The organism is Vampirovibrio chlorellavorus, from assembly GCF_003149375.1.
Classification (GTDB): Bacteria; Cyanobacteriota; Vampirovibrionia; order Vampirovibrionales; family Vampirovibrionaceae; genus Vampirovibrio; species Vampirovibrio chlorellavorus_B.
Map to the genome: position 1 here is coordinate 66,661 of NZ_QFWH01000007.1, position 12,289 is coordinate 78,949.

Genomic DNA, 12,289 nt, shown 5'->3' on the forward strand with positions numbered 1-12,289 from the left:
AGTATAGTAACCACTGGTGTTTTGTTTTGAGTCCTGTTGACACGCTTCGGTATGAATGATGCCACGCACACCGCAATTTTCTGAAGAATCTTCTGAACTGGCTTCTGGGCAAGCCCCGGGTATACTGCCCCATACGGATATCGCAACGCTGATGTCGGAGGTGACCCGCTGTCACCAGTGCCCCCGGCTGGTGGCCTGGCGGGAGCTGGTGGCGGAAAGCAAGGTCAAGCGCTATGCCGATCAGCTCTACTGGGGACGCCCTGTGCCCAGTCTGGGCGATCCGAATGCCCGCTTGCTGCTGGTGGGCCTGGCCCCAGCCGCCCATGGGGGGAATCGCACCGGGCGCATGTTCACCGGCGATCGCAGTGGGGACTGGTTGTATCGGGCCTTGCACAAAGCGGGTTTCGCCAACCAGCCGGAATCCATTAACCTGTCTGACGGGCTACACCTCAAGGATTGCTACATCACGGCGGTGGCCCACTGCGCCCCGCCCGACAACAAGCTGCTGCCCGCGGAAATGGCCCGGTGTCGTCCTTATCTTTCTACCGAACTGGCCCTGCTGAGCAATGTCAAAGTCATTATTGCACTGGGGAAAGTGGCCTGGGATGCCATTTTAAAGGAACCGACCCTGTTCGGTCCCCAAGCACAGGCCCCAACAGGGAAAGTAATAAAAGCGAACGCCCAAAAACGGGAAGCCAAACCAGCCTTTGGCCACGGTCTGGTCTATGAGTTAAGCAATGGCCTGACCCTGATTGGGTCCTACCACCCCAGTCAGCAAAACACCTTCACCGGTCGATTGACAGAACCCATGTTTGATCACGTCTTTGCGCTGGCCCGGCGGCAACTGGACAAGGCTTGAACGGGTCATCAGGGAGAGAACGACCGATCCTGCTCAGGGGTCGCAGTATTTGCAGGCAAAGTCCCGACCATCCTCAAACGCGCCGGGTACAATAATTTTTCCGGGTAAACCCACGCCCACCAGGCTCTTGTAAATCATTTTGCGCCAGACCGGATGACGATCCATGCCCAAGACCTCCCCGGGATGCACCACAATCCGATCCCCGTTCCGGTTGGTCAGGCGAATGCTTTGGTTGTCCACCGCTTCCCAGCGGCAGGCTTTGCACACCCGGTTTTCCGTAAGGTAGATGTCTTTATATTCCTTGCCATATTCTCCGGCCCGGGCCGCCGGGTTGCCCAGAGCCAGGCCCAGCAGCAGCAGTCCCAAGTAAGACACCGGTGGCAAATTGTGAAGACGGACGTTGAACATGGCACTGTTATCGACCGGATTTCCGGGAACTTGAATGGCCGATGGCAGGCAGGGGAAAAAACGCGCCTTGAATCCCTTCTTAACATTGGTCCGTCCTCAAATCCCGGCCTGACGGGCACAGGGGGTTGAAATTAAAGTTTTTGGAGGAGTGAGCGATATACAAATCATCCCTTCAAGGTAGGTGAATGAACCCTTGTTGAGAAGGCAGGCAGCAGCCAGGTGTTGGGAACTGCGCCCCACTCACCCGGCTTTAATGGTAAGAAGGAGTTCGCTCTATGGCATACACAACCCGGTCCATCCATCCCGAAGTACGGATTATTGATGGCGAAGTGGTGACCAATACGCACAATATGGCCTGGGTGTTCAAGCTGGATCATGAACAATTATTACGAGACATCGAGCAGCTCTGGTGCAGCAAAGCGTTTAAAGAGGAGAATTTCTCCAAGGTCAGTTACACCGACCCGGATGGCGTTTTACAGGAAATGTACCGGGTCAAACGGGATGGTTTTGTGTTGCTGGCCCGAGGCATTCAGGGGGAAAAGCAGGAAGCCCAGAAACAAGTCTACATGGACTGCTTTCAACATCAGGAAGAAGTCCTGAGCAGTGATGACCCCAAGCACAAGAACCCCTTCCTGCAATGGAGCCAACTGGATCTGATGAAAATGCAGGCTTCCATTGAAGCGGAACGACGCATTATGAACCGCGCCCATTTGTGAAACCAAAAAAGCCCCAACCAGGTTAGAGCTTTCTTAAAAAATATGGTGGGCGCTGACGGACTCGAACCGCCGACCCTCTCGGTGTAAACGAGACGCTCTACCAACTGAGCTAAGCGCCCGTCTGCTGACGGACTTTATTTATACCCAAAGCAACTCAGCCGGTCAACAGAAAATATGTAAGCGGCAGGCATTTACCCGCCGCTGTCGGGCTCTGCCGGTTGTGGGCCCGTGGCAAAGGTCTCCCGCTCGGTGATGATCCACCGGGCCGGTTGATCCCAGGGATCCCGGGGCAAACATTCTCGCAGTAAATCCGCGGGGACGGCCCCCAGCAGCACACAGTGTTGTCCGGCCTGATTCATTGCTGCCACAAACCGATCGAAATAGCCTTTCCCGTACCCCACCCGATACCCCTGGCGATCGAACAGCAAGCCCGGCAAAATCAGGCAATCATCGGGGCGCATATCGTGGGGGCGCACACAGCCAGTGGCATCTTCCTGCGCCAGGGGCTCCAGAATCCCGTAAGCCCCGGGCCTCAGTTGATCCAGACTGGGGCAGGCCACAAAGTGAATGGTCTGTTCCGGTTGAACCACGGGCAGGAACCACGTTTTTTCTGGGCACTGGTGGACCAAGGGGCGCAAATCCAGTTCGTGAGTCATGGGGTGGTAAAAAAAAATCCGTGTGGCCGAACCAAATCCTTCAAAATGCAGAATCCGCTGGCAGATGCGTTGGCTAATACTGGCCATGGGCAACTGTTCTCTCAGGCGCATCGCCTGTTTGCGCAGGACCGTTTTGGTGAGGGTGGTGGGGGGCAAATCGCTCATCTGTTCAGCTTTCAGGCGGAAAATTAAAGTTTTCCCGAAGGGGGCCGATAATCCTGATCAAGTGGAAAAGCCAGGAGGCTCCTCACACTCTATGATAAACGATCGCAATCAATTCTGTTTCCGTCTCAAGCAGGCCCGACAGGAGGCCAAGCTCAAACAGGAAGTGGTGGCCCGTTACCTGCAAATTCCCACCTCGGCGGTGTCCTCTTTTGAATCGGGCAGTCGCAAACTGGACGCGCTGGAACTTTATATGCTGTCCAAGTTGTATAAAAAACCCATGGAGTGGTTTTTCAACGAGCGCCCTGATTACATGTTCATTGCCAATCGGGCCCACCCGGACGCTGATGACCCGTTAATCGCCGAATGCTTCAAACTGCTCAAAAGCGCTCCCAAGCATCTGCAAAAAAGCGCCGCCTACGGAGTCATCGGCTTTTTGAGTGAACGGTAACCGGGTCTATTGCAAACACGGTCTTTGTATCTGGCTTTCAAGTGGCAGTTTCTATACCCGATAGAGGAAATAAATCCTCATTCGCCCCCGTCCTCAACCCACACCCAGCAACCTATGCTATATTGATCTAATCTGGAAAGAGTGTTGGAGTGTGGCAGCGAATTCATGACGGTGAGCCCCAGTAAGAAGAAACCGGTTTATGCGGCTTTGTCTATCACCCATCAAGCTGCTGAACTGGTTGTCTTTTCCCCAAAAAGTTTGTCGATTGAGCAGTCCGTCGTCGTGCCCCTGGCGGATGGGGTGATTGACCCGGATCTGGATCGGGTGGTGGACAGCGCTGCTTTAAAAGAAGCGCTCAGGCAGCTTTTCAGGAGCGCCCGCCCCAAGGTCTCTGAAGTGCATTTATCCGTGCCCGCCACCTTGTTGCGTCTGGTTGAAATGCCCAAAACACTGGATGCCGCCGGGCTGTATCTCTCCTTGTCCTGTGAGGCCGAACGCTACAAGGCCTTTGACAGTACCGAGGCCGTGGTTGACTTTTTTATAGTGAACAACCCCCAGTTGCCTTCCAATATGCAACAGTTGATGCTGGGCGCCATTCGCAGCGATGTACTGGCTACCTATCAGCAGTGCTTCCGCGAGGCCCGGGTCAAAATTCACAGTGTGGGGCTGGAGCCGCTGAATGTACTTCGGGGCATGGCCGGTACCGGGGTTCTGGACAGTCTGGTTCAGCAGGTGGGAACCGATGCCCATTGGGGCATGATTCTGGCCGACCCGACCCACGTCCGTTTTTCCCTGTGGCAGTGCGATCAGTTGCTGGAGTTCCGGGAATTGGCCATGGATACCCGCCACTTTGCCAGTGGGGCCAGCGATCCCATGCTGGTGGAGGACTTGCTGGAAGAAATCCGTCGGACCACCAAGACCCTTCAACCCGTGTTGTGGATGACCCAGAATATCCCGGCCCAACTGTGCGAGGCCCTTGCCGGACATCTGGAATGCCCGGTGCGCAGCGCCCCTCTGGGCACCGCCATTAACATGACCCAGCCGGTCTCGCTGGCAGGGGTTGGGGCGGCCATGAGTTCTGTGGTTCCCTTTCCGTTTGATTTGAATATTCTGGCAGGGACCAAATCGCTGAATGGTCCAACCCCTGGAAACCCTAAAATGGCCGCCGTGGCCTCCGACTCGAACGGCGGCAGCCCGGGCTGGTTGATTCCGGCAGGGCTGGCCTCACTGGTGTTGGGTGGCTTGATCAGCGCGGCCCTGTGGTTGCTGGCCGTCAGCGTTTCCAGTCAGGTGCCCGGGGTGCAATCCAAAGCAGATGGCTTGAAGGTGGAAGTCTCCGGGCTGTCCAGTCGTCAGGCGGAATTAAAGCGCAAGGCGGAACTGGATCAGACCCTGATTGACATCCTGAAAACGGCCAAGGTCCGCAACTTTGTGTACGTGGCCCTGGCCGAGGATTTGAAGCGAAAAACGCCCGCCCAGATTTGGATTCAGTCTCTGGAGGTCAAAGACGGCTTGACCCTGAAGGGGAAGGCCCTGAATCACAAAGCGGTCATCCAGTTTGCCAAAAGTTTTGACGCGGCCCCCTACACCAAGGCCGTCTTGATTGACTCTATCATGGAAGGCACCATGGGGCCCAATCTGGTGTATGACTTTAAAATCAGCGGCGGGGTCAACCTGGACAAGTCCATGCTACCCCCAGCACAGCCCGCCCCGGCTTCCTCCCCGGAGGCCAAACCCAAGATGTCCGGAGCTTGAGACAAAATGGCCTTGAAACAATCTGAGAAAACGTTGGTGGGGGTTGCCATGATTGCCGCCGGGGTTGCCCTGGTGGTGGCGGTGGGCTTGCCTCAGTACGATGCCTACAATGCCAGCAATACCGAATTGACGACTTTAAAGGATGAAATCACCAGTCTGGAAGCCCAAAAAACCTCTTTGGCTGCCCAGATCAGGATTTTGGAGCAAAATACCGATATTCCCTCCGACATTAAAGTGAAAACCTTTACCGTGGATACCCGAGAGCAGGCGATTAAACAAATGCTGGATCAGGCCGTGGAACTGGCCTCAGAAACCGGCAACGTGTTTATCAGCCTCTCCCCGGTGGAAGTGGCCCCCTTTGCCGGAACGGCGGAGGCGGCAACCGGTGAAGGTCAGCAGGGCGACCCGTCCCAGGGGGCGAGCAAGGAGACCCCGCCCCCGGAGGCCAGCGCGGATGCTTCCGGTACCAATGGCGAAAGCAAGGAACCTCCCCCGCCGCCGCCCCCAACACTCAGCACTTTTGGATATGAGCTGGCCGTTCGGGGCACATACGATACCATCCAGAAATTCCTGCAAGCCATGACCCAACAGAAAGAATTGATGGAAGTGCTACAGGTGACTCTGGAGAACGAGGCAAACGCGGCCTCAGGCACCAGCGGCTCCAGCAGCAGCGCCCTCCTTGCCAGCAGCAAGGCCCCTATCAAGATGACGGCCACCCTGCGTTTGGCCATGCAGCAGGTGGAGCCCTGAAAAACTTCCACAAAATAAAAACCTGTAACATTGCTGCTACAGGGTTGGACATAGGCTGGGTTGAAATCTGATTGATGGAGAACACGAAGCGTCGCTGTTCCGAATCAACCAAAGTTCTATGTGGAAAGGAGTGCCAGATGGGGTTGCTGCATCATTTGAGATTTTTGGAAGTGATGTAAGCCTCTCTTGATTTAATAAAAACAAAAAACATCCGGGGATTGCCGACCCATTTATAAACTTTAACAATTTTCATAGAAACTCTATATCTTCCTTATGACGTGCATAGTCTGGGCAGATACATAAAAAAAACCACCAGAGGGTGACTCTAGCGGTACAAGGTGTGTCCAGTGGAAAAAGGTGTTAAAAAATCAATCCAGCGGCTGTGCCAGGGGAAGTAAGGCCATCTTCAACTGCCGGGCTTTGGTCCGTGCCTTTTGGCGTTGTTCCGACAGACGGGCCAGGATATGGCTATAGCAACTCAACAGGTACTCATGCTCTTCCCGGGGAAGGCGATGCTCCCCACTGCGCAGCAGCAGCTGGGCTTGTCGGTATTTCTTGAGGCGAAGCAGCAGCACGATATTCTGGTCATAGAGGCTGGGCAGCAGGAAATACTGGTGGGGACGTATCTGTTCAAAAGCCCGCACGCAGCAACTGAGGGCTTCCCGGTACTTTCCCAGGGCATCCAGCACACCGGCCTGTGAAATCAGGGCTTCCACACTGTCCGGGTTAATGGACAGCGCCAGATTAAAGGTCTCCAGGGCTTCCTGATCCCGGTTGAGGCAGTACAAAATATCGCCCCGCAACACCAGCGCCCGCATGTCGTGAGGCTCCAGTTCCAGCGTTTTTTCAACCATGCCCAGGGCCGACTCGTAATCGCCCTCGTAAATAAACAAGTCCCCGGCTGTTTTTAAATACCGTTCCGCCGAAAAATTGAGAACCTTGCTCAAAAAATTCATCCCGGCCACAACCCTCACTCTTCTTATGAAATTGGTAATTCCAGTTTCAATCTGAATTTGCAGTACCCAGCTGATTTCCTGTGATCCATCTTAATTTCTGTAATCCATCTTAGCAAACCGTGCGCTTTTCACGTGACCGGCATTTATCAAATGCGGCCTAAAGCAGCGCTCTGCCGGGCCTCAATTATTCCTGAATTCCTGTAATCATTTATTTGTGTAAGCTACAAGGAAATTAGGGTAGAAAAGCCTTGACTGAGTAGCCAAGCTGGAAAGTAATAAATCGTAACAATAAAATCTAAAAACTGGAAAACCTGAAAAACTGGAAAATCTGGGTGCGGAATCCGAGACCTGAGGCAGGCGCGGAACGCGGGGAGTGGCTTGCCATGCGACCGGGCGCAGGCAAACCCGATGCCGCAGCCTTTTAAATTTGATCTCAGGCAAATCTAATCTCAGGCAAATCTGATCTCAAGAATTTGGGGGAAGTGGCCGATAGGGAAATCACGCAAGATGAAATCAATGAATGCGCGTTAATTCCAATCGAACGGGTTCCATTATATGCCTATTGCCGGACACGAGACAGGAAGCCACAAGAATCGTCCTCTCTGGTGGGGGCTGACCAGTGCCTGCCTGCTGCTGTTTATACTGGGCCTGACCTTCAGTCCCGAGGCCGCCGCCCAGCGCACGACCCTGCGGGGAGGGGCCTCCTACACCCAGGATGACCTGGAACTTCCGCTGCCCAATTACTACACACGCCCCTATTATCCACACAGCCCCGTAATTCAGCGGGCTGATCGCTATGCGGCCCAGTACAAGCTGAAGGCCGCCGAAAGTCTATATAACGAGATTCTGGATCAAAATCCCCGATCGGCGCCAGCCTGGAACGGGTTGGGGAAAGTGGCCTTTTACAAAACCACCTCTTCCAACCAGAACGTGCGGAATGAGCAGGAGCGGTTGCGGGCCGAGGCCCGGCAGGCTTTTATAACCGCCTTGCGTTACCAGCCCGGCTACGTGGAAGCCCAGGTCAATCTGGCGCGGGTCCTGATGGAAGAGGGCCGCATGAGTGAGGCCGGGGAGTGGCTGCAGAAAGCCCTGTGGTTTGGCCCCCGGGATTACAGAACCCTTGCCGGTCAGGGTGAGTGGCTGGTGCGGAAGGAGCGCTACGATGAGGCCGTTCCCTACCTTCGGCGATCCATTCAGCTCAATTCGGCGGGAGACACGGCCCATTACTTTTTAGGCACCGCATACGCCGCCTTGAACCGTGAGGACGAGGCCCTGGATCAGCTGCAAACCACCATCTGGCTGAACCCCAACCACGCCCCCGCCCACTACCAGATGGGGCGAATCTATGAAAAACAGGGCAACGGGGCTGCCGCGGTCGAGCATTATCAAACCGCCCTGCATCTGAAGCCGGAACTGTACCCGGCCCGTGAACAACTGGCCAAATACCTGGAGGACAAGGGAGACATCACCCAGGCCCTGTTCCACTGGAAACGGCTACAGGAATCCTATCCGGGCGATTGGGAGATGACCCAGCGCATCGCCCGCCTCTCCATTAAAAATCAGCAGCCCGACGTGGCCATTGCCCAGTATCGGGACTGGATCAAGAACCATCCAAGCGACACGCAGCGGGCGGAAACCGGTATCTCTGTGGCCAAAACGGAGCTGGCCCGGCTGAAACTGCGGGATTCCGACTTGATCAGTCAGGGGGAAGCCAAGCGCTACGTGGCGCAGGCCCTGAATTATCAACCCAACAATTTTGAGGCCCGCATGCTCAACGCCAAGCTGGATCGGGACATGGGCGGGGCCAAATCCCCCATTGCGGGCAAGGAGCCGGGCATGGTGGACGTGGCTCTGCGTCAGCCCAGCCAGCAGCCCTATCAATCGTTTGAGCAGGGACGACTGTGGCTGGCCCGGTACCAGTTCAGTCAGGCTGAAACCGCTTTTCGGGAAGCCCGCCGGGTGGGAGAGGGCAACCGCAATGACATGGTTTTCGGTGAGTTGTTCCTGAATATGGGCATGCCGGAGCTGGCCCAGGAGTGCTTCCGAAAGGTGCTGATCAGCCAACCGGGCAACGCCTCGGCCCAGATGGGAACTTACAAGGCCAAGGAAGCCCAGATGAAATCCCGGGAGTTAATGGCTGAGGCGCTGGACCTTAGCAATCGGCAGAACTGGCCAGTGTCCATCGATAAGCTGGAGCGGGCCCTCACCCAGAACATCAAGAACGCCGAAGCCCATTACCGGTTGGGCCAATTGTACGAGAAAACCCGGCAGTACGCGCAGGCCGCCGACCATTACTACGCCTACATCAACCTGGCCCCGCAGGGGAATTGGGTGGACACGGCCAAATCCCGCATTGGTAAACTGACCGAAAAAATGGCCCAAAACGCCTACGGCAACCCCACCTGAACCCGGCACGGGGACAAAAGGATGGCCGGGGGGATATCGGGTGGCTGCGCTGCACCGGCTGCGCGTTATTCTTTCAAAGTTTTGGGATTTGGGCTATACTTTATTCTGTTTTGAAGGAGCGGATACCTTTATTGTCAGCGACCTGCTGCGTGCCCTTTGCGGTATCCGAGTCCCCAGTTACTCAGATTTTTGAAATGATCGGCTCGCTCAATGAGTCTTTTCTCCAGGCCATCGAAGGCAAGTTCAACCCAGCACGCTCCCCAGTCTTGTCAAACGCCAGAGTCGATTGACAGGTCCGGCAATCAGCCGTCTGATCGGGCCATCAATAAACGCTTTCTTGAGGAAGAAATTCTCCCTCATGTTTTCAAGCCGGCCCGCTATCTGGGTCTGGAACAAGGGACGTACCACAAGTCCTTTGACCGGGCGGCGGTGCGGATGGCCGTGGCCTTCCCCGATCTCTACGAGATTGGCTTTTCCAACTACGCCTTAAAAATGCTTTATTCGCTGGTGAATCAGCAGCCGGATTACATGTGCGATCGGGTGTATGCGCCGGCCCCGGACTTCAAGGAACAAATTCTGACCCATCAGCTGCCGCTGTATGGCGTGGAGAGCTTTGTGCCCCTGAAGCACTTTGATGTCCTGGCTTTTTCCCTGCAATATGAGCTGAACTACACCACCATTTTCGGACTTCTGGAAACCGCCCAGATTCCTTTCCGCAGTGCCGACCGGCACAATGCAAATGCGGACTACCCCCTGCTGATTGCCGGGGGGCCGGGCAGCGCCAACCCCATGCCGCTGGCCCCGTTTTTCGATGCCTTCATCATTGGCGATGGGGAGGAAGTCCTGCTGGAGGCTCTGGCCACCATTCGACAAGGGAAGAAGGAGCGCCTGCCCAAAGCCGAACTTTTGAAACGTCTGGGGCAACTGGAAGGGCTTTACATTCCGGGGGTGACCGAAAAAGCCTACAAGCGGATTGTGGACATCGCCGAAAACCCGGTGGATGTGGCCCCTCTGATTCCCCTGATTGGGGCGGTGCATGACCGCATTACCGTGGAGGCCCGCCGGGGGTGCGATCGTATGTGCCGGTTCTGCCAGCCCTGCTTCATCAATCTGCCCGTGCGGGAGCAAAGCATTGAGAACATCAAGCAATCGGCCCTGAAGGAAATTCAAAAGACCGGCTATGAAGAGTGTTCGCTGCTGTCACTGTCCATTGCCGATTACTCCTACTTCAAGCCGCTCATTCTGGAAGTGGCGGAAGCCTTGGCCGAGGAGAACGTGTCCCTGTCCCTGCCCAGTCAACGGGCGGATCGTTTCAGCCTGGACGTGGCCGAAGCGGTGCAAAGCATTCGCAAAAGCACCCTGACTTTCGCCCCGGAAGCGGGGACGGCCCGCCTGCGGGACGTGATTAACAAGAACCTGAGCGATGCCGAGATTATGAACGCGGTGACCACCGCTTACCGGGCCGGGTGGAACAAGGTCAAGCTGTACTTTATGATTGGCCTGCCGACCGAAACGCACGACGATCTGGATGGCATTGTGGATTTGATCCGCCGGATGCAGCAGGCTTGCCTGGACATCAAGCGGGAACCGGGGTTGTCTATGAAACATTTTCTGGACATCAACGTGACCCTCTCCAACTTCGTGCCCAAGCCGCACACGCCCTTTCAGTGGTTTCCGCAGGACACCATGGAGCAGTTGTATCACAAGATTGAATACCTGAAAGAGAAGTTCAAGCCGTTCAGGGGCGTGAAGTTGAACTTTACCGATCCGGAAATCAGCAAGCTGGAAGCGGTCATTTCCCGGGCCGGAACGGAACTGGCCGACGTGATTGAGGCGGCCTATCGCAAGGGCGCCTATCTCGATGCCTGGGATGATTTGCGGAACTTTGATCGCTGGTTTGAAGCGCTAGCGGAAAAGGGCATTCATTACGAGGCCTACACCCGGGATCGCTGCTGCGATCTGGATGAAGCCCTGCCCTGGGACGCCATTGATGTGGGCTTGACCAAGTCCTGGTTGCAGGAAGAGTACAAGAAGGCCACTCAGGCCAGCAGTACCACCCCCTGCTTTGAGACTTGTAGCGTGTGCGGGGTGTGCGGGGCGTACAGCACCTGGCCCAAGTTCATTGAAACGCCCACGTTCAAGAACGTGAAGCGCATCCAGAATTCCGTGGATCAGGCCATGGGAGAGCCGGAAGTGCCCAATAACAGCAAAGATCCGGTGTGCAAGGTGCGTGTAACCCTTCAAAAACTCGGCGATTTGCGCTTTATCTCGCACCTGGACTGGTTGCGTATGGTGTATCGGGCCATCGCCCGTAGCAAACTGCCGGTGGCTTACAGTAAGGGCTTTAACCCACGCCCCAAAATCGGATTTTCCCCGGCCTTGCCGTTATTCACCCAGGCCGAGGCCGAGTATCTTGATATTGAGCTGGTGACGCCGGTCACGGGCGTTCGGGAAAGGCTGAACGCCTTTTTACCACCGCAAAGCCAGATTACTGAGGAAGTCATGCTCCCGCTTTCAGTGCCCAGCATCGATATGGGGATTGAAGCCCTGCAGTATCGGGCAAGTTACTCCACCGGTACGACTTGCACCGATCCGCAATCACAGGTTAATATGAGTGAGCGCATTGCGTTTCTGAAATCACAATCAACGTTGCCAGTCGAAGTTGAGGTGAGCCAAAAGTCAGGACATCGCAAACGCACCACTAAAAAAGTTTTAGATTTAGTACCATACCTTGAAGCGCTTGAGGTCGACGGAAACGGCGATGTTTCCTTCACCCTTCGCAGGCTAAAGCCCGAAGGCACGCGTCCAATCCAATCGGGAACATCCCAGCCGGAGAACGCCGACCAGACGAACGGGGTAGAAACGGGAAATGATGACTCAATTAGCCCATCCACACGGCCGCAAAGTGGCCAGAACATCGAAGAGAGCGATGTTCTGTCTTTGCAGCCGACTCTAGAGGCTGGGCCCGGTTCTGTCAAACCCTCCTGGGTGCTGGATTTAATCAATCCGAACGTACAGTGGTCATTGACCCGAAGCTGTATTGTCCTGGACACCAAGAGCAAACCCAAGCCAGCGGCGCTGTCCACGGTTTGCAGCGGGTAATCCGGCAAGTAATCAGAAAGCAGATCCAAAATTTTTCATAAAAGTTTCTAGACCTATTAAAAGTTTTT

The 12,289-nt window shown here is 55.4% G+C and carries 10 protein-coding genes and 1 tRNA gene; 7 read left to right on the plus strand and 4 right to left on the minus strand.

All coding sequences use genetic code 11. The annotated features are described in order from the left end of the window. The first annotated feature begins 151 nt into the window (after positions 1–151). The gene (locus DF283_RS09935) at positions 152–859 is read left to right on the plus strand and encodes a uracil-DNA glycosylase (RefSeq protein ID WP_303674669.1); all 708 of its coding nucleotides are present in this window, start codon (positions 152–154) and stop codon (positions 857–859) included. A gap of 33 nt (positions 860–892) precedes the next feature. Here DF283_RS09935 and DF283_RS09940 read toward each other — a convergent pair whose 3' ends face one another. Next, complete coding sequence (locus DF283_RS09940; protein ID WP_303674670.1) at positions 893–1,267, minus strand: hypothetical protein; 375 nt, start codon at positions 1,265–1,267, stop codon at positions 893–895. 275 nt (positions 1,268–1,542) lie between these two features. On the opposite strand from DF283_RS09940, the gene DF283_RS09945 reads away from it, so the two are divergent. Then, the gene (locus DF283_RS09945) at positions 1,543–1,983 is read left to right on the plus strand and encodes a Rha family transcriptional regulator (protein WP_303674671.1); all 441 of its coding nucleotides are present in this window, start codon (positions 1,543–1,545) and stop codon (positions 1,981–1,983) included. A 43-nt stretch (positions 1,984–2,026) separates the two neighbouring features. Here DF283_RS09945 and DF283_RS09950 read toward each other — a convergent pair. Both DF283_RS09950 and DF283_RS09955 read right to left on the minus strand, forming a co-directional pair. Continuing rightward, a tRNA-Val gene (locus DF283_RS09950) sits at positions 2,027–2,102 on the minus strand. Positions 2,103–2,174: 72 nt separating this feature from the next. After that, positions 2,175–2,804: a 5-formyltetrahydrofolate cyclo-ligase gene (locus tag DF283_RS09955; RefSeq protein WP_303674673.1), complete on the minus strand. Its 630-nt coding sequence runs from the start codon at positions 2,802–2,804 to the stop codon at positions 2,175–2,177. Between the two features lie 91 nt (positions 2,805–2,895). Here DF283_RS09955 and DF283_RS09960 point away from each other — a divergent pair, with 91 nt between their 5' ends. From DF283_RS09960 to DF283_RS09970, 3 genes are all read left to right on the plus strand, one after another. Then, complete coding sequence (locus DF283_RS09960; protein WP_303674675.1) at positions 2,896–3,252, plus strand: helix-turn-helix domain-containing protein; 357 nt, start codon at positions 2,896–2,898, stop codon at positions 3,250–3,252. Positions 3,253–3,423: 171 nt separating this feature from the next. Next, on the plus strand, positions 3,424–5,007 hold the full coding sequence (gene pilM / locus DF283_RS09965; protein ID WP_303674676.1) for a pilus assembly protein PilM: 1,584 nt from the start codon (positions 3,424–3,426) through the stop codon (positions 5,005–5,007). 6 nt (positions 5,008–5,013) lie between these two features. Next, entirely contained in the window at positions 5,014–5,757 is a 744-nt protein-coding gene (locus tag DF283_RS09970) for a hypothetical protein (RefSeq protein ID WP_303674677.1), read from the plus strand. Positions 5,758–6,125: 368 nt separating this feature from the next. On the opposite strand, the gene DF283_RS09975 is transcribed toward DF283_RS09970, so the two are convergent. Then, positions 6,126–6,713 (minus strand): tetratricopeptide repeat protein, encoded by a 588-nt coding sequence (locus tag DF283_RS09975; RefSeq protein WP_303674678.1) that lies wholly within the window; start codon positions 6,711–6,713, stop codon positions 6,126–6,128. A 555-nt stretch (positions 6,714–7,268) separates the two neighbouring features. Here DF283_RS09975 and DF283_RS09980 point away from each other — a divergent pair. Together DF283_RS09980 and DF283_RS09985 are read left to right on the plus strand one after the other, a co-directional pair. Further along, on the plus strand, positions 7,269–9,119 hold the full coding sequence (locus tag DF283_RS09980) for a tetratricopeptide repeat protein (RefSeq protein WP_303674679.1): 1,851 nt from the start codon (positions 7,269–7,271) through the stop codon (positions 9,117–9,119). Between the two features lie 210 nt (positions 9,120–9,329). After that, positions 9,330–12,221, plus strand: coding sequence for a TIGR03960 family B12-binding radical SAM protein (locus DF283_RS09985; protein ID WP_303674680.1), 2,892 nt, complete (start codon positions 9,330–9,332; stop codon positions 12,219–12,221). Positions 12,222–12,289 lie beyond the last annotated feature (68 nt).